26 protein-coding genes are annotated in these 20,813 nt (G+C 45.3%); 15 read left to right on the plus strand and 11 right to left on the minus strand.

Features of this window, described 5'->3' with window-relative positions:
• The first annotated feature begins 1 nt into the window (after position 1).
• Positions 2 to 367, plus strand: a complete 366-nt coding sequence (locus tag ACLWBB_RS06955; protein ID WP_413290891.1) for a hypothetical protein — start codon at positions 2 to 4, stop codon at positions 365 to 367.
• Positions 368 to 398: 31 nt separating this feature from the next.
• On the opposite strand, the gene ACLWBB_RS06960 is transcribed toward ACLWBB_RS06955, so the two are convergent.
• Positions 399 to 848, minus strand: a complete 450-nt coding sequence (locus tag ACLWBB_RS06960) for a hypothetical protein (RefSeq protein ID WP_413290892.1) — start codon at positions 846 to 848, stop codon at positions 399 to 401.
• A gap of 319 nt (positions 849 to 1,167) precedes the next feature.
• Here ACLWBB_RS06960 and ACLWBB_RS06965 point away from each other — a divergent pair, with 319 nt between their 5' ends.
• From ACLWBB_RS06965 to ACLWBB_RS07000, 8 genes are all read left to right on the plus strand, one after another.
• Entirely contained in the window at positions 1,168 to 1,767 is a 600-nt protein-coding gene (locus tag ACLWBB_RS06965; RefSeq protein ID WP_413290893.1) for a hypothetical protein, read from the plus strand.
• 11 nt (positions 1,768 to 1,778) lie between these two features.
• Positions 1,779 to 2,657 (plus strand): GNAT family N-acetyltransferase, encoded by an 879-nt coding sequence (locus ACLWBB_RS06970; protein WP_413290894.1) that lies wholly within the window; start codon positions 1,779 to 1,781, stop codon positions 2,655 to 2,657.
• Between the two features lie 89 nt (positions 2,658 to 2,746).
• The gene (locus tag ACLWBB_RS06975; protein ID WP_413290895.1) at positions 2,747 to 3,319 is read left to right on the plus strand and encodes a hypothetical protein; all 573 of its coding nucleotides are present in this window, start codon (positions 2,747 to 2,749) and stop codon (positions 3,317 to 3,319) included.
• A gap of 171 nt (positions 3,320 to 3,490) precedes the next feature.
• Entirely contained in the window at positions 3,491 to 3,934 is a 444-nt protein-coding gene (locus tag ACLWBB_RS06980) for a hypothetical protein (RefSeq protein WP_413290896.1), read from the plus strand.
• 124 nt (positions 3,935 to 4,058) lie between these two features.
• A complete protein-coding gene (locus ACLWBB_RS06985) occupies positions 4,059 to 4,343 on the plus strand; it encodes a helix-turn-helix domain-containing protein (RefSeq protein ID WP_413290897.1) in 285 nt (94 codons plus the stop codon).
• Between the two features lie 66 nt (positions 4,344 to 4,409).
• Complete coding sequence (locus ACLWBB_RS06990) at positions 4,410 to 4,841, plus strand: hypothetical protein (protein WP_413290898.1); 432 nt, start codon at positions 4,410 to 4,412, stop codon at positions 4,839 to 4,841.
• 28 nt (positions 4,842 to 4,869) lie between these two features.
• On the plus strand, positions 4,870 to 5,142 hold the full coding sequence (locus tag ACLWBB_RS06995; RefSeq protein ID WP_413290899.1) for a hypothetical protein: 273 nt from the start codon (positions 4,870 to 4,872) through the stop codon (positions 5,140 to 5,142).
• A 30-nt stretch (positions 5,143 to 5,172) separates the two neighbouring features.
• Positions 5,173 to 5,583 carry a hypothetical protein gene (locus ACLWBB_RS07000; protein ID WP_413290900.1) on the plus strand — a complete coding sequence of 137 codons (411 nt, stop codon included), beginning with the start codon at positions 5,173 to 5,175 and terminating at the stop codon, positions 5,581 to 5,583.
• Positions 5,584 to 5,588: 5 nt separating this feature from the next.
• On the opposite strand, the gene ACLWBB_RS07005 is transcribed toward ACLWBB_RS07000, so the two are convergent.
• From ACLWBB_RS07005 to mreC, 5 genes are all read right to left on the minus strand, one after another.
• The gene (locus tag ACLWBB_RS07005) at positions 5,589 to 6,347 is read right to left on the minus strand and encodes an SDR family NAD(P)-dependent oxidoreductase (protein WP_413290901.1); all 759 of its coding nucleotides are present in this window, start codon (positions 6,345 to 6,347) and stop codon (positions 5,589 to 5,591) included.
• Positions 6,348 to 6,452: 105 nt separating this feature from the next.
• Positions 6,453 to 7,577 (minus strand): rod shape-determining protein RodA, encoded by a 1,125-nt coding sequence (rodA, locus tag ACLWBB_RS07010; protein WP_413290902.1) that lies wholly within the window; start codon positions 7,575 to 7,577, stop codon positions 6,453 to 6,455.
• A 1-nt stretch (position 7,578) separates the two neighbouring features.
• Positions 7,579 to 9,567, minus strand: a complete 1,989-nt coding sequence (gene mrdA, locus ACLWBB_RS07015) for a penicillin-binding protein 2 (RefSeq protein ID WP_413290903.1) — start codon at positions 9,565 to 9,567, stop codon at positions 7,579 to 7,581.
• Complete coding sequence (locus ACLWBB_RS07020) at positions 9,564 to 10,100, minus strand: hypothetical protein (RefSeq protein ID WP_413290904.1); 537 nt, start codon at positions 10,098 to 10,100, stop codon at positions 9,564 to 9,566. The genes mrdA and ACLWBB_RS07020 overlap by 4 nt, the downstream gene beginning before the upstream one ends.
• Positions 10,097 to 11,071 carry a rod shape-determining protein MreC gene (gene mreC / locus ACLWBB_RS07025; protein ID WP_413290905.1) on the minus strand — a complete coding sequence of 325 codons (975 nt, stop codon included), beginning with the start codon at positions 11,069 to 11,071 and terminating at the stop codon, positions 10,097 to 10,099. The genes ACLWBB_RS07020 and mreC overlap by 4 nt, the downstream gene beginning before the upstream one ends.
• 171 nt (positions 11,072 to 11,242) lie before the next feature.
• Here mreC and ACLWBB_RS07030 point away from each other — a divergent pair, with 171 nt between their 5' ends.
• Together ACLWBB_RS07030 and ACLWBB_RS07035 are read left to right on the plus strand one after the other, a co-directional pair.
• The gene (locus ACLWBB_RS07030; RefSeq protein ID WP_413290906.1) at positions 11,243 to 12,730 is read left to right on the plus strand and encodes a SurA N-terminal domain-containing protein; all 1,488 of its coding nucleotides are present in this window, start codon (positions 11,243 to 11,245) and stop codon (positions 12,728 to 12,730) included.
• Positions 12,730 to 13,290 carry a hypothetical protein gene (locus ACLWBB_RS07035; RefSeq protein ID WP_413290907.1) on the plus strand — a complete coding sequence of 187 codons (561 nt, stop codon included), beginning with the start codon at positions 12,730 to 12,732 and terminating at the stop codon, positions 13,288 to 13,290. The genes ACLWBB_RS07030 and ACLWBB_RS07035 overlap by 1 nt, the downstream gene beginning before the upstream one ends.
• Here the strand turns inward: ACLWBB_RS07035 and ACLWBB_RS07040 are convergent.
• Complete coding sequence (locus ACLWBB_RS07040) at positions 13,287 to 14,012, minus strand: substrate-binding periplasmic protein (protein WP_413290908.1); 726 nt, start codon at positions 14,010 to 14,012, stop codon at positions 13,287 to 13,289. The genes ACLWBB_RS07035 and ACLWBB_RS07040 overlap by 4 nt on opposite strands.
• A gap of 118 nt (positions 14,013 to 14,130) precedes the next feature.
• Here ACLWBB_RS07040 and ACLWBB_RS07045 point away from each other — a divergent pair, with 118 nt between their 5' ends.
• Positions 14,131 to 14,538, plus strand: coding sequence for a four-helix bundle copper-binding protein (locus ACLWBB_RS07045; RefSeq protein ID WP_413290909.1), 408 nt, complete (start codon positions 14,131 to 14,133; stop codon positions 14,536 to 14,538).
• Here the strand turns inward: ACLWBB_RS07045 and ACLWBB_RS07050 are convergent.
• Positions 14,486 to 14,884 carry a cytidine deaminase gene (locus tag ACLWBB_RS07050; protein WP_413290910.1) on the minus strand — a complete coding sequence of 133 codons (399 nt, stop codon included), beginning with the start codon at positions 14,882 to 14,884 and terminating at the stop codon, positions 14,486 to 14,488. The genes ACLWBB_RS07045 and ACLWBB_RS07050 overlap by 53 nt on opposite strands.
• A 17-nt stretch (positions 14,885 to 14,901) precedes the next feature.
• The gene (locus ACLWBB_RS07055) at positions 14,902 to 15,474 is read right to left on the minus strand and encodes a Maf family protein (RefSeq protein WP_413290911.1); all 573 of its coding nucleotides are present in this window, start codon (positions 15,472 to 15,474) and stop codon (positions 14,902 to 14,904) included.
• 72 nt (positions 15,475 to 15,546) lie between these two features.
• Between ACLWBB_RS07055 and folE2 the strand changes: the two genes are divergently transcribed.
• Positions 15,547 to 16,491 carry a GTP cyclohydrolase FolE2 gene (gene folE2, locus ACLWBB_RS07060; protein ID WP_413290912.1) on the plus strand — a complete coding sequence of 315 codons (945 nt, stop codon included), beginning with the start codon at positions 15,547 to 15,549 and terminating at the stop codon, positions 16,489 to 16,491.
• Between the two features lie 53 nt (positions 16,492 to 16,544).
• Complete coding sequence (locus tag ACLWBB_RS07065; protein WP_413290913.1) at positions 16,545 to 17,210, plus strand: glutathione S-transferase family protein; 666 nt, start codon at positions 16,545 to 16,547, stop codon at positions 17,208 to 17,210.
• Positions 17,211 to 17,218: 8 nt separating this feature from the next.
• On the opposite strand, the gene ACLWBB_RS07070 is transcribed toward ACLWBB_RS07065, so the two are convergent.
• Positions 17,219 to 17,926: a hypothetical protein gene (locus tag ACLWBB_RS07070; protein ID WP_413290914.1), complete on the minus strand. Its 708-nt coding sequence runs from the start codon at positions 17,924 to 17,926 to the stop codon at positions 17,219 to 17,221.
• A gap of 177 nt (positions 17,927 to 18,103) precedes the next feature.
• On the opposite strand from ACLWBB_RS07070, the gene ACLWBB_RS07075 reads away from it, so the two are divergent.
• Positions 18,104 to 18,913, plus strand: a complete 810-nt coding sequence (locus ACLWBB_RS07075; protein ID WP_413290915.1) for a DUF4423 domain-containing protein — start codon at positions 18,104 to 18,106, stop codon at positions 18,911 to 18,913.
• A gap of 1 nt (position 18,914) precedes the next feature.
• On the opposite strand, the gene ACLWBB_RS07080 is transcribed toward ACLWBB_RS07075, so the two are convergent.
• Positions 18,915 to 20,798 carry a hypothetical protein gene (locus ACLWBB_RS07080; RefSeq protein ID WP_413290916.1) on the minus strand — a complete coding sequence of 628 codons (1,884 nt, stop codon included), beginning with the start codon at positions 20,796 to 20,798 and terminating at the stop codon, positions 18,915 to 18,917.
• Positions 20,799 to 20,813: the final 15 nt, after the last annotated feature.

A 20,813-nucleotide genomic window follows, 5' to 3' on the forward strand; every position in this document is an offset into this window, starting at 1 on the left:
TATGAACTGGAGGCTTAGAAATCTCAAGGTTCTTATCCCGCTCTTTGTTGCAAGTATCTTGGGAGCTGTCTCTGCATTCTTGATATTTGCAGTGGCTTTTAATAGTGCTTCTTGGGAAGCAGTCGTTGGTTACATGGCCGTTCTTGCAATAGGCTCGGGGGCTGTCGGGTATTTTAGTATTAATTGGCGCATGATGCTCTGGGTATTTTTTATTCCGCATCTACTTTTGTTAGCGGTCCTAATAAAGGGAATTTTTGAAACTGGAAAGTTGTTTCCAAATATGGCCTTAGTGGCGCTTATTACTTTTGGGGTTTGGTTGCCGGCTTTTTGTTCTTCTAGAATAAGAAATAGCTTACCAAAAAAATAGATAATTGCGGAGTAGGGAAGCGGGACAGTTCTTAACGAGAGCCTGGAGCGCCTTGTGCTGCGGGCTTAGAAGAACTAGAAGAGGATGAGCTCGGTGCTGTCGTGTTATCACCGAGTCGACGTATAAACATTCGAGCCTCATAGAATTCGCCTGAAGTCCAAGCGCGACCTCTGCGTTTAGAGTCCGTATCATGTTCTTCTTCTTCAGCAGGCTTTTTTGTCGTTTCTTTTGCGTTAGCACTGAGTTCTTTCATAAACTGAGTCATCTCATGCAACTCGCTGCGGGTGAAGCCTACCGACTCTTGCTCTGGCTCCTCTTGGGGAGGAACTCTTTTTTGTTGGGCTTGGGTATTTTTATTCATTTCTTGCAAAAACTTAAGACCTTCGAGGTAGGATCTATCACCTTTAACTTCGGTGATCTCCTGAGCTGACGCTAGAAGAGAGCTAAAGCTGAGGGTCATTAAAATTATAAGCTGTTTCATAAATCTCTTCCTAGGTGTTCTTGCAAAACAAAAGAAATCATCAAGGATTTCAACTGCAGAACGCGTACCAAGATAGGCATCATTGTGCTGAGGCTGAGACACAAAAATGACAAACTGAGCGTCTAGATGTTAGCGCGATGTACAGAGTTATATAGTCATCTCAAAATGAGATTTTGCCATAATTGGTGAGCGGTAAGGCTTGCGTTAGAGGACTTCTACAAGGTCCTTCGACTTGCGAGTAACTGTCCCAGCGCCTTATTGATTGACGACTCTTCGCGTTCTAGGATGAAATGCAGAAAATTCAACAGGAGATTTCGAAGTGAAAAAGTCTTTCGTTTTAGCTGTGATTTTATTTGTCGCCGCCTGCGCATCGAGCGAGAAGCAGGCCGACACTGCCCAGAGTGTAGAAGTGAAAACAGACACAGTTGCGCAAACGACGCCTGCGACTCCAGTTGCGGAAGAGAAAGCCAAAGAAGAAACTCAAAAAGTTGCTACACCTGCTAAAAATTCTGAATGGAAAGGTGATTGTCGGAAGGTTGTTAACGAAGGCGGAAAAGAAGTAAAAAATTCGCCTTATAAGCGTTTGCAAAGCTCTTATGCATTTGACGGCACCAAAGTTACTTGGTTTGTAAAGTCATTTGCTGACACAAAATGCCAATCATTGTTCGGCGGGAATAGCTCTACTTTTAAGTGCGATGCGAATCCCTTAAAGAAAGCTGCGACCTGCAAGCAGGTTTCAGTAGCGTCTTGGGAAAACAACGCTTGGAAAGATGGAAAAATGGTCGATCACGCTGGTTATCCGAATGAGCTTACAATCGTGTACCAAGTGCTTCCAAAAAAAGGAAATAAGGTTTCTCTAAACTCGACGAGCACTGAAAGTGGCGAGCTTCAGACAGAAACTCTGACCAAACCTGAATAGAGCGTGAGCTTATGATTATAGAGCAGGCTCAACCAAGCGAATTTGCCGAAATTGAAAAAGTCTTTCAAAACTGCTTTGCTGATGATGTCAGAATGTATCCGATCAAGCGCGCAAAGCATCTTTTTGTTGCGAAAGACAACGGCCAAATCGTTGGCGCTGGTGGGCTTTTTGTAAACTCCCTTCATGCTAAGATTCCTAAAGCAGCCGTAGCTGTTGAAGTGGCATATCGTAGAAAAGGCCTTGGTCAAAAAATCCATCAGACGATCCTACAATCCCAGCCCTTGATTCCTCTTGGTGTTGATGGTTGCTGTTTTGACGACAATACCTCGACGATCGCTTTTCTTAAACACCTTAAGTACAAGCCTTATCTTGATTGCTATATTCCTGTGATAGATACCACCGTAGACTTTCCTGTTTTCGAAAGACCTCAAAATATTCAGCTGCTCAGTTTTAACAAAGCCGCTTCACGCGGCATCGAGATGAGTTCCATACTGAACTTTTTGGTAGAGAACTATTTCGAGTCTCATCATTGGAACCCCGTAACTATTCCCAAAGACAGCCCTGATTGGGAAGAGATTGCGTTTTGGGGAATTGATCATGAGCTCAGTCTTGTGGTTTTGCAAGACGGGGTTCTCGTTGGTGCATCAACGGCGAGCGTGGATGGGGATGTTCTGCAAATTCAGTGGCCTTTTGGTGCAGCAAATGATGTGAGCGGCGAACTCGCTATTCTTAAAACTCTGATGGGACAGCAATTTAAAATCGCAAGTCAAAGAGGACTTCTGATGTCGACCTTTGAGTGCGATTCTACGGAAGAGGCCATGTTTCAGATTCCAAAAGCACTCAAGGTCATCGAATCTAAAACGTGGCGGCGCTTTCGATATACGCCATAGAGCGCATTTACTAAGTAAATCAGGCTAATTTGGATTGACGACCTTAGCGAGTCTCCGATGAAATATGTAAATCATCAGGAGATTTCAAAATGAAAAGCATTCTTGTTCTTTCTACTTTGTTAGCATCAAGTATTTGTATGGCAAGACCTAACATGGTTTGCCTCTATGGCAACTCTGCACAAGGGTGGGAATCTGCCGGCGCCCTTTTTAGTTATATTGAATATGACGCTCAAAGATACTTTGGAACTGTCGCGATCTCTTTGTACGACTATAATAGCACGAACGCGATTTGTACCAGAGACACCGATGCTATGCACGGTTCTGGGCATGTGTTTGATCAGGCCCACTACATGATTACGTCGGGCGGAGAAGGCCCAGATCCAGCCACTTGCGAAGTTCCAGCATCATCAACTTATACGACCGTAAAAAGACAGAAGGCGATTCTTGCTCCAGGCGAGTCTACTGAAATTTCAATGGCAGACACAAAGGTGATTCATTACCTAATGACAGACGCTGACGTTCTTGAGCTAGAGAGTATCGAAGAAGCTAAGATGGGGCAGCTATTGAACGAGAAGTGCTTGGCGCTTCTGCCTGGATCTATTAAGTCTCAGAATCCAGAAAAGCTATTACAACGAGCTAAAGTTCGCTGGAATCTTAAGTAGTACATAGCAAGAAGAGTAAATGAGATAAGCCGCCCTCGACAGGCGGCTTTTTTAATTCTAAAATTCCTATCCGCGAAGCTTTGCGTTGAAAAATAGATCCCTTCCTTAATGAACACAGAACCTAAAATCTAGGACCTTGCTTTTGTTGTACTCAATAGGTATGGAGACGACATGTTGAAGACTCAATTTAAAGACCGTCTTGAAAGATCTACGAAGCTTTACTTAGATTTGGTGAGCCATGTTCCTGAAGCAGCTCTTGGAAGTAAGCTCGTCAATCTGCCATCAAATACGATAGGGCAACAACTTTGGTGCGTGGTTGGCGCACGCCATAGTTATATTAAAGCTGCCAAAGCAGGGGCGTGGGATGGTTTTGAGTGTCCACTGGATTGGGATAAAACGACGGACACAAAAGAGGTACAAGCCGCTTTGCAATCGACCGGCGAAAGTATCTCAGAGTTTTTGAAGAGAGAGGATTCTCTGTCAGAAGCTCAACTCAAGTTTCTCTTTGATCTGCTTGAGCACGAGGCGCAACATCATGGACAACTGGCTCGTTACCTATATGGATTAAAATTAGGTGTTCCCCAGTCTTGGAAAGATCGCTATCATTTTGATTAAACACTCGTAAGCGAGCACCCAAGTCCGTTTCTTTCAATATTCATAAATTACATAATAAGTGATTTAACATTCATTTTTGTTTTAATGCCCAGTGCGTTATAACTTCTGAAAACGGAGGACGCATATGGAATCAATCCACTCTAGACTGAAGAAGTTTCGTCAGCGTGCAGGACTAACAATTCAAGAAGTTTCTAAGGTCACAGGGATTCCTGCTAGTACATATAAAGAATGGGAAAACGGTCGCCAGATTCGTGGCGAGCCCTATGCGGTATTAGCCGAGACCTATCAAGTTTCTTTACAGGAACTAATTACAGGTCAAAAAAGCAAGTCGTCTTCCTTACTTGCGAAGTTCGACGGTGTCGAAGCCGAAATTCAAAACATTAAAAAAGACCTGATTGCGCTTTTATAAAGCGACAAGAGGCTTATTTCAGACCTTCTACAAATCAAGATTTATAACACCTTTATGGAGAATAATATGAAATCACTTTTAGTCATGACGATGTCCTTTATGTTTGCAAGCTCTGCGATGGCAGAGACCATTAAATGCAAAAGCGCAGGTGATTGGAATAATAGTTCCAACTACCGTGCCGAGTTTGAAATTAAGTTGGGGAAATTAAATCCACTTTCCGGTTTTCCGACTCTTGAGTACAGCGCTGAAGTTACTGGTTGGCAAGACGGGGCTCCTGAAAGCTTCGGGTTTCAAAATGCTTCTGCGACGGTAACAGCACAAGAGGTTCTCGTGAGTGCTCAATTTGAAGATGTAGACGGCTATGCCGCTTCGTTTGATGCCGCGATTGATCGCAAGACAATGACGGGTGCTTTTGCTGCTCTAGACAACTCGGAAGAGGGCACAGGTCGCGATGCTGATGCTAAAGGCGCTGGCGGAATTGAAATCGTTTGTAAGTAATAAGTTAATTTTACGCACGGAGAATTTTATGAAAGCAATGTCTTTGTTATTTTTGACTTCTTTGATGAGTGTGTCTGCTTTGGCAGACCAAATCCAGCTCAACAGCGAAGATAGACCGGTTTGTTACGTCGGCAATGCAGAATCTGCGTTGGAAGAGCTTTTGAATATCGATTACGATCCAGCTCTTTCTAACGGTCGTACGATTATTGGTTCGAAAGACGGCGCGACTTTGTTGTTCGCAATTCAAATTGATGAAAATGGCTGGTTACAAGACAAGTTTGTCTTGCCACCTTGCAAATAAGACCTAAGGAAATGCATTAAAGGATATTTTATGAAAAACATGTTTTTAACTCTAGCAGCATTTGTAACTTTATCTTCTCAAGCTTATGCAGGCACATTTACCTGCAAAGAAATTGAAACAGACCGCTCTGAAAAAGTGGAAGTCGTTGTGACTGAACTTGCAGATATCACGGATCAAGTTTCTTTCGGAAAAGCTTTTGATCAGGTTTTGAAAGTACGACTTCAAATTTTTAGCGTTGTAGGAACTAAAAAATCTTTGGTTAAAGAGTTTGATGCTTTTGCGAAACAATATGACGTTCAATACCAGGTGAGTGCTCTTAAAAAACACGGTTTCTATTTGGGCCGTTACTTAGATGAAGAAGATCAAGACTACTTGATCGCTAGAGACTCTCAAGGTCAAGAAACCGAATTCCGTTTGAATTGCCAACAAGACGGCGAATAAGAATTCTACTTCATTCCAAGTTCAAGGGTCTTTCCCGAAAGAAAGATGACCCATTTTCTTGGGATGAGGCGGGTCAGCAGAATCGGCAGTCTTTGTGGACCGCAGATAACAACAGGCTGGCTACGTTTTTTAAGATGCTTCAATGCCCGGTCGACGACTTGATCGGGCGTTTGGCTCAACCACGGTGGAATTTGCTTATCATGCCCACCGGCTCGCGAATGAAACTGTGTCATCGTAATCCCAGGGCAAAGAGCCATCACATAGATATTTCTTTTTCTTTCTTCATACCAAAGTGCTTCGCTAAACGCGGTCACAAAAGCTTTTGATCCTGTATAGACACTAGAAACAGGCATCGGTAAAAAGCTTGCCCCCGAAGATACGTTAATCACAGCATCGCCACTTTGAGCACGTTGCAAAAACGCTCTGGAAAGCTGCAATAGACTTTCGCAGTTCAGAGTCATCATTTCGTCACTTTTAGCGGACTCCATAGTTCGGAATTCGCCATAAGTGGCAAGGCCAGCATTATTGATTAGTAAATCGAATTTTTCTGAGGTCAGCAGTTGCGCGATTTTATCGACGCCTTCAGGGCTTACAAGATTTGCAACAACATAAGAGTGGGTTTTGCCGCCGCCGAGTTCTTTCATCAGCTCTTGAAGGCGCCCTTCATTGCGAGCAACGGCCGTAACGGTGTGACCTTCGGCGCTTAAGCGCTTGGCAAAACTTCTTCCGATTCCTTCGCTGGCTCCAGTAATAAGAACTTTCATGAAATCATTAGAGACCTATTATTCAAACCAGTAAAGAGTTTCTTCACTGCGGAAGATCCCAATAAAAAACCCGGGTTCATCACCCGGGTTTTTAGTTTTTTGTCTTTAGAACAGATATCTGCGGTAGGCGACACTCGAGACAAGTCCCAAGCCCGCCATGGTGGTCAGCATACTCGATCCACCGTACGAGAGAAGCGGTAACGGGACACCCACAATCGGTAAGAGTCCGATCACCATCCCGATATTCACGAACATATGCCAGAAGACGTAACAAAGAACGCCGACGGCTAAAAGTGCACCGAACTTATCACGGGCATTGGTTGCTACACGAAGACCCAGGATAAACAACATACAGAAAAGACCCATCGTCATCATGCTGCCGACAAAGCCGTGTTCTTCACTGAGCACGCTGTAAATGAAATCCGTATGGCGCTCTGGCAAGAACTCAAGCTGTGACTGGGTTCCTTTACGGAAGCCTTTACCAAGGAAGCGACCGCTACCTACTGCAATCTTAGACTGAATACTGTTGTAACCAGTTCCGCGCGGATCGTTGGTAGGAGAAATAAACGTCAAGATACGATTTTTTTGGTACTCACGAAGACCGAACTGCCAAGCAATTGGCGCTGTCACCAAGGCGACCGTAATAACTGCACCTAAAATCCATCTTTTCACTTTACTGAAAAGAATCATCGATCCACCGATTGCGGCGAGCATCATCCCGGTTCCCAAGTCCGGCTGTTCAACAACAAGACCGAAGGGGATTAGCAAGATGATCATTGGGAATGCGAGTTCTTTAAGACCCATCCCTTGACCTGTACTATTTCTGCTAGCCAGAATTTTTGCCATGATCATGATAAGGGCTAACTTCATAGTCTCAGACGGTTGATAACGGAAGAAACCAAGATCAACCCAGCGCTGGGCACCCAATGCTACGTGACCAAAGAAAGTCACATAAAGAAGAGCGCCAAAATTTAAAATATAAACCCAGATCGCTAAACGCGCGACGATCGCATAGTCCACAAGCGTACAGACAAAGAACACGCTCCAACCAATACCCAGCCACAAGAACTGAGAAATGAACAGAGGCTCCACTTCGTTAGAGTGCGGACCATGAGTAGCGCTGTACAAATTGATCAAGCCAATCACGTTCAAAGCGAAAATCACCAAGATAAAATTCAAATCTAGGCGCTTAAATATCGTTCTTTCTTCAACTTTAATCGAGAGATCCATATTATTCTCCCTCCGTCGTTGTCGGTGCTACGACCGGAGCTTTTGCTCTCTTAATATTTTGCTGTTTCAAGCCTTCCTCGATCATTTGTGGATGATACTTTTGGAAATAAGCCTGAACGATGTCGCGAACAATCGGAGCCGCCCCGGTGTTTCCGTGGCACGAGTGCTCTGCAAGTACTGCAACAGTGATTTCAGGATTGTCAGCCGGAGCCCATGCAACGAACCAACCATGATGGCGCATGTGAATAGGGCGGGCGATACAAGAAGCATAGATCTGATCCGCCGAGAAATTCATAACCTGCGCAGTACCGGTTTTACCTGCCATCGGAACGCCAGGAACTTTCCACCATTTCGCAGTTCCACGCTCACCATTGGCAACGCGTCTCATGCCTTCTTTGACGATTTTGAAAGTCTCAGTGGTCACTTGAATGCCGGTCTTCTGAGGCTGAGTCAAATCACGCACCACTTGCGGGAAGTTCTCTTTAAGAACTTTTCCTTCTTGGTCGATGATTTTACGAATCACGAAAGGTTTAACAACTTTTCCTTCAGTACCAATCGCATTGTAAGCAACCGCCATTTGAATCGGAGTCGCTTCCACGAAACCTTGGCCGATCGCTGTACTTAAGTTTTCACCGGCTTGCCATTCTTCACCCATGGCGCCTTTTTTCCATTCAGAGTTCGGCATGGTCCCGGCAACTTCACGTGCCAGCTCAACGCCCGTTTTTTGACCGATCCCCATTGGGTTGATGTAAGCAAACATCTTATCAACACCCAAAGCGATACCCATCTTAAAGAAGAACACGTTCGAACTTCTTTCGATGGCTTCAAAGATCGTGATCATCCCGTAACCATTTCTATTACTGTCATGGTAGGGGCGACGCGCGAACATGAAAACACCCGGTGCTGCAACGAGCGTGTTTGGGCCAACAACTTTCTCTTGAAGAGCTGCGACCGCCACTAAAGGCTTAAAGGTCGAACCAGGTGCCTTGTAATCTTGAATGACTTTGTTACGCAAAGGTTTGAAAGGATCATTCACCAAACGTGACCACGTCTGAGAAGAGAATCCCGTCGAGAAGTCATTAGGGTTGAATGATGGAGTACTAACCCATGCAAGGACTTCGCCATTTGCTTTCATGGCAAATGCGGCACCGATACGTTGGTTGTCCATCATGGACTTGAAGGCAGCCTCTTGAACATCGCGGTCAATCGTTAGAACCGCATTGTTTCCATGTACGGGTTCTTGATCACGGATTTGCTCGCCGTAAATGTTCGGAGTTTGTGTGATGGTTTCACGTCCGTGGGCATCAACCTGGATGAAGCTCAAGCCGTCTTTACCACGGATGTCTTTTTCGAGAGTCTCTTCAAGCCCACTCTTACCAATGACGTCACCTTGTTCAAAGAAGAAGACGTCTTTGTAGAGTTCATTCATCATTGGGATCTGACGTTTCGAGATTTCGGCAACGTAACCAAAAACTTGGGCGCCGTCTTCTTTCAGTGGATAATAACGAACGATAGATTCGCGGATCTCAAGCCCCGGAGTATCCAAACGAATGCGCTTAAGACGGAAAACCTCTTCGCGACTTAAGTTTTCTTTCAAACGTACTTGGGCGAACAGACCGTTTTGTTTGCGGCTTTTTTGAACCTTCTGAACGATCTTGTCAGCTTCCATGTTCAGAATCGGACCCAGGGCGCCTGCTGTTACTTCTAGATTCTCGATATATTGCGGGGAAAGAATCGCTTCAAAGCCCGGAAGATTCTCGACCAAAACTTTACCGTTACGATCCAACATCAATCCACGAGGAGCCGATATTTTATTTTGCTTAATACGGTTCTTCTCAGAGAACTCGCGAAGTTCATTTCCGGTGATGATTTGCAAATACCACAAACGGGTCGTGAACAGAACGAAGGTAATACCTACAGCAATATAGAAAAGCCTGTATCGGGGGTAATATTCCTTGGCTTCATCCGGATTATTTACATAATCACTCATAACTCATACCCTCGTGATTCCGTAGACAGCTCGTCCAAAGTCATCTTGTCAATTTTTACCAGTATCCAATACATCGGAACGCAGAACATCGGAGTCAGCGCCAATTGAATGAAGCGATCTAAAAAGTCGATAGGAGCTGGATTTCTTTCCACCAACAATGAACTAAAGAAGTAAATGATGTGATAGCTGAAAGAGGCCACACAGCACATGATCGTGTAATAAGCGGGGCCTTCCCAGAAAACGCGGCTTCGGATCGAGTACAAAATCAAATACACCAATAAAAGACTCATTAAGAGCATCTTCATTGGAATAATCGTAAAGCCCATGATCGCAAGACTCATGATATAGATCATAAAAAGAGCGCTATAGAGTTTGCGGTACAATGAAATGTAAACCACCAAACAAAGCCAAAGCATTGGCGCAGGAACTGTGCCGAAAAGTTGATACCAGAATGTGCTTTGAAAGCCAGAGACCACAACCAGCACAAACAGTAGCAAAATGAAATTTAGAATCTTACTCCAACGAATTTTCACTGACGCTTCTCCGCAGGAGTTGCTGCCGGAGCTGTTGCGGTCGCAGTGCCTGGAGCAGCCGTGTGAGCGGCTGGGGCCGTCGCAGCTGCGGCTGCAGGTGCTGTTGTCGTCGTGCCCGCTGCTGCGGTTGCCGCCGGAGCGTCAGCATCAGCGACTGGTGGTAAGCGGTCTGAAAGGTCTGTGTTCATTGCGTTGGCGATGACAAAGACCTCTTCCACTTTGTAAGGATCAACAACTGGTTTCAAATCAACTTTCAAAGAGACGCTAAAGTTTTTGCGTTCCACGGATTCAACCACGGCGACAGGGAAACCTTTTGGAAAGATATTATCTAAGCCACCAGTTACAACTAGGTCGCCTTTTTTAACGTCTTCCGTTTTCTCTACGTACTTCAATTGGCAAGCGCCGTTTGTGCCAAGGCTTTTGCCTTCAACAATTCCGTGAGCGCGAGTTCTTTGGACAACACCGTCAACAACAGAGTAGCGATCGGTGATCAGCATTACATTTGAAGTCATGGCCTCAGGGCGGTGAATATATCCCAAAACCCCTTCAACAGTGATAACGGCTTGGCCAGATTTCAAACCGTGATTCGTGCCTTTATTGATCGTCAGCATTTTGTGATCCGTCACGATATCGCGAGCGATGACCTCAGCACTGACAAGATCCATTTTCGTCGATTGACGGAACTCTAAAAGACCGCGCAGGCGATCGTTTTCACCTTTAAGCTCGGTCATTTCGGTCATGCGCGCCAGAAGTTCGTTGTTCTTGCTGGCCAGAACCTGACTGGTTTTTTTGATGTTGATCAGGTCCAAGTACATAGCTGTGGTCCCGCGGACACCTGCAGAAAACGCGTAGTATGTTTCCTCGGTCAAGCTTGCAACAAAACTGAAAGGGCGAGAGAGCCAATTGGACTCCTGGGGTCTTTGCTGCATATTGATAGACACGAGCGGCAAAGCCAGGACAATGGCGATCATGATGATCTTTTTGAGATCTATATTAAAAAAATTCAACCTTCACCTCGACAACGACATGTACTTGATAAAACGGTAACAAAAAGACTCTGTTATTCCAACAGTTTCTCCTTGAAAAAACATATTTTTCGGGGAGTAATGGGACCTCGTATATTTCACAGGAGTTTTAAAAACATGTCCCAATCTATGGCAGAACGTTTCAGAAAGCAGATCTCAGCTAAGAACTTCACCGCAATGATTCTCTTCGGAGCCATCATTTTGGTGTTTGTGTTTTTCGGAGTTGCTGATCGTTTAGGTGGCGGCGGCATTGGCGCTGCAGCTCAGGTCAATGATACCCTTATTTCTATCGCAAATATGCAGTCGGCAGAAAATAATCTTCGTCAGATCTATGGCGATGTGTTTGGAAACGATGCGTTTAAGTTGAGATCAGAGGCTTTGAGAGGCTTGATTGACCGTGAATTGATGTCTCAAGCTGCACGTAAAAGCGGCATTATCGTTGCGGACCCAGAAATTGCTCAGACAATAACTAAAGATATCCCTGTTTTTCAGAATAACGGCCAGTTCCAAAGAGACTACTACCTCCGTTATTTAGAAATGACTCACCAAACTCCAAAAGATTTTGAAAACAGCATTCGCCAACAACAAGAAGCTCTACGCGTGCGTCATCTTTTTGACCTCGCATCTTCCATGAGTGTATTGGAAGCGGCGAAAATGGCGGATCTTAAAGCTTACAAAATGAATGTTCAGTTTGTTCACTTGGATCATAACCAAATGCTTAAAAACTTCACAGTGAGTGCGGCTGACGCTGAAAAAGCGCTAGCTAACGCAGAGTTCCTTAAAAAGGCTCAAGATGCGTTCGAAAAAAACAAATCTGACTATGCTCAAGAAGAAGAAGTTCGCGCTCAACACATCTTGGTTCAGGTAAAGCCGGGTGCTTCTCCTGACGATGACAAAAAGGCACTCGCGAAAGTTCAAGACTTAGCGAAAAAAGCGACTTCGGGTGATTTCGGTAAGTTGGCAGCTGCAAACAGCGAAGACCCAGGCTCAAAAGCGAAAAACGGAGACTTGGGATTCTTTGGCCGTGGCAGAATGGTTAAAGAGTTTGAAGAAGCTGCGTTCACAGCTCCAGTTGGTAAAGTTATTGGCCCAGTGAAAACTCCATTCGGCTATCACCTTATTAAAGTCACTGAAAAGAAAGAGGCTCAAGAGCCAAACTTCGAAAAACAAAAAGTCATCGTAGCGCAAAAGCTTTTGGCTGAAGAAAGACTCTTGGCTGACATGAAAGTGTTGGAAGAAGCTGTCAGCAAGGGCGACGACGCCGCTTTGGAATCTGGTTTGAAAGCCATGAATGCAAAATGGGACGAGACCGGTTCTTTCGATCTTTCTCAAGATGCCGCTCCTAAGATCAATAGCCAGTTGGCTAACAATGCTCTCCCAGAGCTTTCTATGGAACAAAAGCTTTTGAAGCGCATCATCCGTGATGGTGATGACAAGTACATCTTGAAGTTGAAAGAAGCGAAGATGGAAGCTCCGGTGGCTTTGGATTCAATGACCAAAACCATGACTCAGTCTTACCGTGCAAATATGCTTTTCGGAAACTGGCTGAACGAATACAAGAAAGTTTCCAAAATCGAAGTGAACAACACTTTGATGAAGCCTTAATGCTGAGTTTTCATAGATCTCAGACAATTCTAGTAAAGATCCAAAAGCCCGATGAAACTCGGGCTTTTGTCTTTGATGTGCAGATGGGTCTTGCTAAGAGTGCCGCTCCTGCCGTCGATCCTCAGTCAGGGATGCTACTCAATTTAGTCAAAGTCGACCCGATGCTTACGGACCTTGCCCAAGTTTGGGCGTCAGAGTCTTGGCACTCACTCGGGGATTTGTTGCAGAAATCTCAGAATTATTTAAGCGTCCAGGCTAAAAACGAAGGTGTTGTCCTCAATGAGCTTTGTCTTCGTGAAAAGCGGGGATTCTGGATGCGCTGGAGCGACGGTCGCCTGTGTATGGGGCGTGAGGCTCTTAAAGAACTCGATGGTATGCTTTATAAAATTTCATGGGAGCGAGCCTTTTTTGAAGAAACTCTCGAAGACCAAGAAATTTCCGTGGGCTCTGCTAAAGAGCTTTTCTCGGACATCATCTTTCAAAAAAACTCATCGTTGGATGTCGTTGAGGTTGAAAACCTTGCGACCAGTGAAAAGTGGAGTTTCCTTAAAGGCCGTTAGAAATTTTTGTTCGCGATGTCTTTGAGATGCGGATATTTTTTAAGATTTTCATGAAGGGCCTGTTTGAGGGCCTTTTTTATTTTTGGCGCCAAATGGGATTTCTTTTTACTAATCGCAAAATATTGTGCGGCCTCTACTAGGATTTCTGGGTTCAATTGGATTTTGTCTTTGAGGTTAGGATGCAGTTCCAAGAAAGCCAACGCAACGTCTTGAGAGAGAAGAATAAATTCGACACGTTTTTTCTCGAGTAGTTCGAAAGCCTGTTGAGGTTGTGCAACCTCTAAGATTTTTAAGTTTCTTTTTTGTGCGAAATCTTGAACACCCAAGTTATTTAAAATGCTAGTTCCTCGCATTTTTTCAAGATTCGCGACGCTGAAGGCTTTATCTTCTTTAAGGGATACTGCGATTAGATGTGTGTAAAGAATGGGGGGCTCGATCAAAATGACATCAGGAAAAATTTTAGGAATGTCACTGCTGCAAGGGAAAATGCCATCTAATGTGCCTTTTTGCACTAGTTCTGCAGAACGTAAAACTGGTGTCGAGTGAAAGGTGACATCGAAGTTTTCTTTTTTAAGAGCTTCTGATGCAAAGTCTTTTAGTCTGAAGATCTGATCAAGACTTTTAAGGTGATCGTAAGTGCCGATATTAAGACTCTCTGCTTTGAGAGCAGATGCTGATAGGCATGTCACTGTGAATGCAAAAAGAATCCTAGCCAACTTCATATTTCAACACCTTTTGCGTATTAGCACCTGGGCTCATTGCACTCTAGCAACTTTATCAATCCGCCAGTCACTTCGGTTACAATTAGAATATGTAGAATTTTAACCGAGGAGGTGACCAATGGCCACACGTGATCCTATGCAAGACAGCGACCTGGCCCATTGTATTAAAAACTGCTTTGCTTGCCATAGAGTTTGTTTAGAAACTCTTCATCATTGTCTTAGTCAGAAGAGCACGCATTTTCAGGGAAAGAATCTCGAGCTTTTGCAAATGTGTGCGGAGTCTTGTTTGCTTTCAGCGCGCATGATGGTGGCGGACCTTGAGTTTCATCATCAAAGCTGCGAGCTGTGCTTTGAAGTATGCTTAGCTTGTGCAGACGAGTGCGAGCGCTTCACAGAAGATCCAGAAATGCTTCGCTGTGCGGATGTTTGTCGTACATGTGCTGAGTCCTGCCGGGCAATGGCAGGAATGACCGTTAAGGTTTCTGCAAGTGAGCGGGTTCAAAGGCCTCGGGGAACAGTTCAGTAAATTTCAAACTGCGCGATTGTCCCTGAGGATTGGCTAAGTGAACCATGGTCTCGGGGCTTGCAAACTCGGCGATCACTTGACGGCAAAAACCGCAAGGAGGCCACGGATTTTTCTCGTTGCTGACAACAGCCACTTCTTTGATTTTTTTTGCACCTTCGCTGATCGCTTTAAAAATCGCAACACGTTCTGCGCACACGGTGCCGCCGTAAGATGCGTTTTCAACATTGCAGCCGTTATAGATTTTGCCATTGTCCATCAGCACCGCCGCGCCAATATATTTTTGCGAGTACGGGGCGTGTGCGTGTTTTTGTCCTTCAAAAGCTTGTTTTAAAAGTTCTGCTTTCATGATGACTCCTGTTCAGTTCAGGGAATGGCAAAGCCTGAGTTCTTCAGTATCTGTGACAGAGCCAAAAGGGGCAAGCCCTGGATGGCGCTAAAATCCTGACTTTCGATTTTTTCAAAGAGCATCATTCCATGCTGCTCAATTTTATAAGCCCCGGCACAATCTAGTGGTTGATCCAAATCCACGTAACGTTCGACTTGCTGGCGGGTCAGCGGCTTCATGTAAAGGCGGGTAATGTCGGTGTACGGGGTAAAGCTATCGCCATCAAAAATGCAGATGGCGGTGATGAGCTCATGCACTTGGCCTTCCATGCTGAGGATCTGTTCGATCGCGCGCTCGCGGGTGTGGGGTTTACCCAGGATTTTTCCGCGGTGAGCCACCAATTGGTCCCCACCAATGACAACGTGGCCCGGGGCTTTCAGGCTTTGGGCCTTCAAAAATGCCAATTTCTCGGCCAACTGTTGGGGGCTTAAGCTTGGGTCTTTTTCTTTTTCCTCGTCGATAAGCGGTTTTTGGGCCTCAAACGGGAGCCCCAATTGGTTTAAAAGCGCTTGGCGGTATTTGGATGTACTGGCGAGGACTAATTTTTTCATTTGGCTTCTGTTATAGGGCAGAAACTGAACAAATTCGAGCCAAAACGCGGATTTGGCGGTATATAGCCGCCCATGGACAAACTCACGGACAAGCCTAAACTTGCAGATGTCGCCCTGGAAACCCGAAAGGATCTTTACCCTCCGATTGATCAGGTGGGGATGGGAAATATCGAGGTCCCGGTTCTGCTGGCATCAGACCAAGGAAGTTTGTTCCGCGTGCCTGCAAGAGTGAATGCGAAAGTCAGCCTTGATCGCGCGTCTTCGCGTGGGATTCACATGTCTCGCTTGTACTTGTCAGTGCAAGAAATGCTTTCAAGCAAAGCTTTAAATTATGCACTTTTAGAAGAGCTATCCCAAGAGTTTTTGAAAACTCACAAAGATCTAAGCCGTCATGCTTATCTAGCGGTAAAGTTCGAAGCCCCTTTGCAAAGAAAAGCTTTAAAGTCCGAGAACAAAGCATGGAGAACTTATCCAGTGACTTTGTCTGTTGAAAATTTCGAGGGCCGCCCTAAGATTCTCGCCGAAGTTCTGGTGACTTACTCAAGTACCTGCCCGGCATCGGCAGCTTTATCTCGTCAATTGATCCAAGATCATTTCAAAAAAGAGTTCTTAAGTCAGGATGAACTGAACTTCGAAGACATCCATCAGTGGTTGGGTAGCAGTGAGGGAGTGATTGCGACTCCGCATGCGCAAAGAAGTGAAGCGCGAGTGAAGGTTCAATTACAAAGTTCAAGCTCTGCTTTTAGTTTTGAAGACCTGATTGATGTGGTGGAAGACGCCCTTCAAACCCCAGTTCAAGGCGCCGTCAAACGTGAAGACGAGCAAGAGTTCGCCCTTCGTAACGGCCAAAACTTGATGTTCTGTGAAGATGCTTCTCGTAGGATCAAAGCGGCCCTAGACCGCGTCCCTGATGTCGCGGATTACCTGATTGAGGTTAAGCACCTTGAAAGTCTGCATCCCCACAACGCCGAAGCCCTGATCACGAAGGGCGTGAACAACGGTTTGCGTTCTTACTAGGTCAATGTTGGTGACAATAGTACGTTTCTGGATACCATTTCTACGAGGTAACCATGAAACAATCTGTTTCCACTCCGACAATCACAGCTTTTAAAACTTCTCCGGATCGCGGCCGAGGACTTGCTCGTGATATGCGCGTTCGTTGGGCACTCGAAGAAGTGGGGCAGCCTTACAATGTTCAACTCGTGACTTTCGAAGAAATGAAGCAACCCGTGTATCGAGCGCTTCAACCTTTCGGACAAATTCCTGCATATAAAGAAGACAATTTAGTTTTGTTCGAGTCAGGGGCCATCATACTTTACATTGCCGAAAAACATGCGGGTCTACTTCCCTCAGAACCCAAAGCTCGTGCGCGCGCGATCATGTGGATGTTCTCGGCACTTAATACTGTCGAGCCACCCATTGTCGAGCGCAGTGGCTTCGTACTCTTAGAGCGTAATAAGCCCTGGTTCAGCGAACGACTGCCTATCGTGGATGAACGCGTGCATGTTCGCTTGAAAGAACTTTCCGCTTACCTTGGGGATGCTGAATGGCTAGACGGAGACTTCAGCGCCGGGGACCTGTTGATGGTGACGGTATTGCGAAGATTGGATGGATCGGGTTTGCTTGAGCACTACACAAATATTTGTGCCTATATCGCTCGCGCCGAAGCACGCCCTGCCTATCAGCGCGCCTTCGCAGCGCAACTGGCGGTCTTCAAGGACACATTAGGCGAATAATAGCTTGGTTATCTTCCCCAAAACTTCCAAGCTTCATAGGCTACGAGAGCCAAAGCACCTACGAAGCAAACCTTATAAGCTGTGGGCTTCGTAGCAAAGGTTTGTCTACTCACTAGAGCTGTTGCGACTCCGATAAGTACAAGATTGAAACAGAGAATGCCCACCGCAATAAACGCGATTCCCAAGAGCTTCAAAGCTTTTGGAATTGGTGGATATTGTTTTTGCTGAGCCTCTACAATGGGGCTGAGTTCTTCTTGCGAAAACTCACTAAAAGAGCGCCATGGGAAACTTGCGATTAGGCCGAACATAGAAACAACGGCGATCGGAAGGCCGATATTGCCGTTATGTTCTTTAATACTGAGCATGAGACCTAAGATAACCATGGCCGTTACAAATGTAAGACGGAGCGCCAATCCCATAAGCCTGCGCGAATACGCTAACTCTGGTTTTGCTTTTACACCTCGTGTAGCCAATCGAGGGATAAAATATGCCACGACTCCAAACACGGCGACACAGCAATAGATGTACAGAATAAAACCGTTTGTAAAATCAATTTGGATCTCAGAGAGATTGATATGGGTGCCGGTGACCGCAAAGTACTGAAAAATATTGATCGTCGAGAAAAGCAGGATAATACCCCATACACAACGCGCCAAAATCGCATGGACTAAGGCCGGACCCTTTAAAAAAATTTTGCCTAAAGTTATCACTGCCATGATTCCCTCCCTGGAGAGAGTTCATAATAGTTTTGGCAGAAAGCAGTCAACTGGCAAGTATTCAAGAACACGCCACAATTCAGAGTCACAATAGAACCACTCCAGATTTTTGGTATTTAGCTGGGGCCGAAAAGGACATTGACTCGGACTTCTGAGGTAGGGTAGCGCTTAGGCATTATGAGCCCATATCCTCAACGCATATCGCCCTTTGTCTTTTCAAGTCATACTGATTACCTGAAAGCCGTTCGCGATCACTATGGCGAACGGAAGAAGCCTATTTCACTAAAGGCTTGGGCATCACGCTTAGGTTATGCAAGCTCTCGTTCATTAGAACTTATCATCGCCGGTGACCGTTTACCTTCGGAAGATTTCTTATTTGAACTTGGTCAGGACTTAAAGCTCTCGGTTAAAGAGCAGCGCTATATGAGCCTCATGGTAAAACGCGAAAAGCTTCTTAAAAAGCGCAAATCCGCTTTGGATGTTGAAGCCGAGATGAATAAGCTTCGTCCAGATCGCTTCGAGACCCATTACATCGATAATGAGATCTTCCGCCGGGTGTCTGAGTGGTACCCACTGGTTATTCGTCAACTGGCACTGACGCCAGAATTTCAAAAAGACATCGCCTGGATTTCAAAACGTCTGCGCGGTAAAGTAACTTCGTCACAGATTACTTCCGCACTAGCAGAGTGGGAAGGCCTGGCTTTTGACCGCCGCGTGCTTTACACCAACGAAGATGTGCCAAGCCAAGCCGTTCGTACTTATCATAAGAAAATGCTGCAAAAAGCGATCGAGGCCGTAGATGAGGTTGAAGTTCAAAATCGCGAATATATCGCGATCACTTTTAAATCTTCGAAAAAGAAAATGGCCGAGATGAAAAAGACTTTACGTGAAATGAGAGACCAGCTGAACGCTGATCTTGATGACGATAAAGATACGGAAGTCTTTCAGCTCTGCGTGGCTTTGTTCCCGCACACCGAGCTGAAGTAATTTAGATCTGATGAAGCTTAGCGAGCAGGTAAAGGCTCGCCGCGGATTCAGATGAGTCTATCAAAATCAATTTTTCAATCACAAACTCCCGAGCAACATGGTCGAGCGGCTGTGTCAGATGGACCGTCACGGTGGCGATGTCGCCAGTATAAGTGACATTCCAAAATTTAACGAGCGGAGTGCTTTCGGAGAGGTTTACCACCTGCTGAAATCCGCGGAAGGTCATATAAGCACGCTCATTGCCAGAGCCTGGGATTCTCTCAAAACCCCAAGCGAAGCCAATGAGTCGAATCTGCGCGATGTCTTTAAAATTTTTAACTTTGATGATGAGTGTATTTTTTTGTTGATTGATCCAATCAGCGACAATCCAAGGCGGATCTTTTCTTTTAGGATCTACCGGCATTTCGCATTGCAGGGGCGGGGAGCACTCGGCAAAAGCGACGTGAACAATTTCACCCTTTGATTCTGGTAACGGAGCAGTGACTGCGTAATCGGCCACGAACTGAGGAAAGTAAGTTTGTGAATCATTGATCTCTAAACGAGCTGGTGAAACACTGGCACGCACGGTGGTGGCAGGAACATCCCAAGTAAAATCAAGAATCAAGGAATCGCCGACTTCTTGAATTTGTTTTGCCGAAAGTGTCAGCGCACGATCGCGGGCCCAATCGAAGTCCAGAAGATTTCGACTGACAAGAACGAGCTTCGCGGATTGGGCCGCTGCCGTCTTTGGAATTTTAATTTGAAAATTTGCAGTAGTTCCTTTTTCAATCGAAGTGGGGCTCTTGGTCACTTGAAAAAGTCTCGGCGCTTTGTTTTGAAGAGACAAAACTTTGAATTTAAATGCGGGCTTCTCGTTGCATAGGAAGACGCCGTAATAGTAGTCCGAAGCACCGATCAGCATCTCAAGAGTTCCATGCTCGATTTTTGCACCATGTTTGATAGAGAAATCTATTTGAACTTGGTGATTGATCACGCTTCCCTCAGGACTATAGAGTAGATCCAAAGACGGAGTGCCAACGCTTCGTGGATTAGAAAATTTAATTTTGCAAAGATTAGCCTGAAGAATTTGAAAATGACCCCGGAGGATTCGGGAAATGATAGCCGTAAGGTCAAAAACACCGTGCCTGATGAAAATCAGTCGGTTTTTTTGTTGATCGCAGTCTTGATCATTTTCTGCGAGACTAATGATGTTGAAGCTCAGAGACTCAAAACTTTTAAAGAAGTTCAGAAAGCTCGAGGTTCTTAGAAATGATTCGGCGACCTTAGAGCCAAATTTGTCTAAACTTCCGGCGTTGTCGTCCAAAACTCCAAGGTGATGGACCTTTTCGTGAACTAAAATCGTCAAGACTTGCGAAACAAAATCTGTTGTGACGTCTTTACCAAAATACGGATCGACTTGGAAGGCTCCTGCGAAGAGGAATTCATTCAGGTAAATGATACTGCCCCAAGTATTCTGCGTTACCGCGACTCGGTGAGTGCCAGAAGCAACGTCAAAAATTGGATTCGTTTTTGGATCTACCATTTGTAAAGTTTCTTGATACTTTTCCCATTCAGGATTGGCTTCGGTCAGTTCGTTTGTTGAAGCAGGGAAGTAGGGGAGTTTTGCGATCAACTGGTCGAGCCAAACCTTTTCTTGGTCGGTGAACTTATCAGCGTCTAGGGTGCGTGCTGAGACAAGGATGGATTTAAGTTGAGAATATAAATAATAAACATAGGCGCGGGTTCCTTGGGGCCATCCGATAGGGGCGCTGACATCGCCACCTGAATCGGCGAAATCATCGGTCAGATGATAGTCTGCTGTGAACGAATTCGCATCCACCGCAGATGCAGAAATGGGCATCCAAGATACAGTCATCGTCAGCAAAAAACCGATCGCACGTTTCATTTAGAACTCCTGCAA

It is taken from the genome of Bdellovibrio sp. HCB337 (assembly GCF_047302465.1).
Lineage (GTDB): Bacteria > Bdellovibrionota > Bdellovibrionia > Bdellovibrionales > Bdellovibrionaceae > JACMRP01.

What these genes read in the sequence shown, in the direction of transcription:
- ACLWBB_RS06955 (WP_413290891.1), top strand. Translation starts at nt 2, where the DNA reads ATGAACTGGAGGCTTAGAAATCTCAAGGTTCTTATCCCGCTCTTTGTT.
- ACLWBB_RS06960 (WP_413290892.1), bottom strand. Translation starts at nt 848, where the DNA reads ATGAAACAGCTTATAATTTTAATGACCCTCAGCTTTAGCTCTCTTCTA.
- ACLWBB_RS06970 (WP_413290894.1), top strand. Translation starts at nt 1,779, where the DNA reads ATGATTATAGAGCAGGCTCAACCAAGCGAATTTGCCGAAATTGAAAAA.
- ACLWBB_RS06975 (WP_413290895.1), top strand. Translation starts at nt 2,747, where the DNA reads ATGAAAAGCATTCTTGTTCTTTCTACTTTGTTAGCATCAAGTATTTGT.
- ACLWBB_RS06980 (WP_413290896.1), top strand. Translation starts at nt 3,491, where the DNA reads ATGTTGAAGACTCAATTTAAAGACCGTCTTGAAAGATCTACGAAGCTT.
- ACLWBB_RS06985 (WP_413290897.1), top strand. Translation starts at nt 4,059, where the DNA reads ATGGAATCAATCCACTCTAGACTGAAGAAGTTTCGTCAGCGTGCAGGA.
- ACLWBB_RS06990 (WP_413290898.1), top strand. Translation starts at nt 4,410, where the DNA reads ATGAAATCACTTTTAGTCATGACGATGTCCTTTATGTTTGCAAGCTCT.
- ACLWBB_RS06995 (WP_413290899.1), top strand. Translation starts at nt 4,870, where the DNA reads ATGAAAGCAATGTCTTTGTTATTTTTGACTTCTTTGATGAGTGTGTCT.
- ACLWBB_RS07000 (WP_413290900.1), top strand. Translation starts at nt 5,173, where the DNA reads ATGAAAAACATGTTTTTAACTCTAGCAGCATTTGTAACTTTATCTTCT.
- ACLWBB_RS07005 (WP_413290901.1), bottom strand. Translation starts at nt 6,347, where the DNA reads ATGAAAGTTCTTATTACTGGAGCCAGCGAAGGAATCGGAAGAAGTTTT.
- rodA (WP_413290902.1), bottom strand. Translation starts at nt 7,577, where the DNA reads ATGGATCTCTCGATTAAAGTTGAAGAAAGAACGATATTTAAGCGCCTA.
- mrdA (WP_413290903.1), bottom strand. Translation starts at nt 9,567, where the DNA reads ATGAGTGATTATGTAAATAATCCGGATGAAGCCAAGGAATATTACCCC.
- mreC (WP_413290905.1), bottom strand. Translation starts at nt 11,071, where the DNA reads ATGATCGCCATTGTCCTGGCTTTGCCGCTCGTGTCTATCAATATGCAG.
- ACLWBB_RS07030 (WP_413290906.1), top strand. Translation starts at nt 11,243, where the DNA reads ATGTCCCAATCTATGGCAGAACGTTTCAGAAAGCAGATCTCAGCTAAG.
- ACLWBB_RS07035 (WP_413290907.1), top strand. Translation starts at nt 12,730, where the DNA reads ATGCTGAGTTTTCATAGATCTCAGACAATTCTAGTAAAGATCCAAAAG.
- ACLWBB_RS07040 (WP_413290908.1), bottom strand. Translation starts at nt 14,012, where the DNA reads ATGAAGTTGGCTAGGATTCTTTTTGCATTCACAGTGACATGCCTATCA.
- ACLWBB_RS07045 (WP_413290909.1), top strand. Translation starts at nt 14,131, where the DNA reads ATGGCCACACGTGATCCTATGCAAGACAGCGACCTGGCCCATTGTATT.
- ACLWBB_RS07050 (WP_413290910.1), bottom strand. Translation starts at nt 14,884, where the DNA reads ATGAAAGCAGAACTTTTAAAACAAGCTTTTGAAGGACAAAAACACGCA.
- ACLWBB_RS07055 (WP_413290911.1), bottom strand. Translation starts at nt 15,474, where the DNA reads ATGAAAAAATTAGTCCTCGCCAGTACATCCAAATACCGCCAAGCGCTT.
- folE2 (WP_413290912.1), top strand. Translation starts at nt 15,547, where the DNA reads ATGGACAAACTCACGGACAAGCCTAAACTTGCAGATGTCGCCCTGGAA.
- ACLWBB_RS07065 (WP_413290913.1), top strand. Translation starts at nt 16,545, where the DNA reads ATGAAACAATCTGTTTCCACTCCGACAATCACAGCTTTTAAAACTTCT.
- ACLWBB_RS07070 (WP_413290914.1), bottom strand. Translation starts at nt 17,926, where the DNA reads ATGGCAGTGATAACTTTAGGCAAAATTTTTTTAAAGGGTCCGGCCTTA.
- ACLWBB_RS07075 (WP_413290915.1), top strand. Translation starts at nt 18,104, where the DNA reads ATGAGCCCATATCCTCAACGCATATCGCCCTTTGTCTTTTCAAGTCAT.
- ACLWBB_RS07080 (WP_413290916.1), bottom strand. Translation starts at nt 20,798, where the DNA reads ATGAAACGTGCGATCGGTTTTTTGCTGACGATGACTGTATCTTGGATG.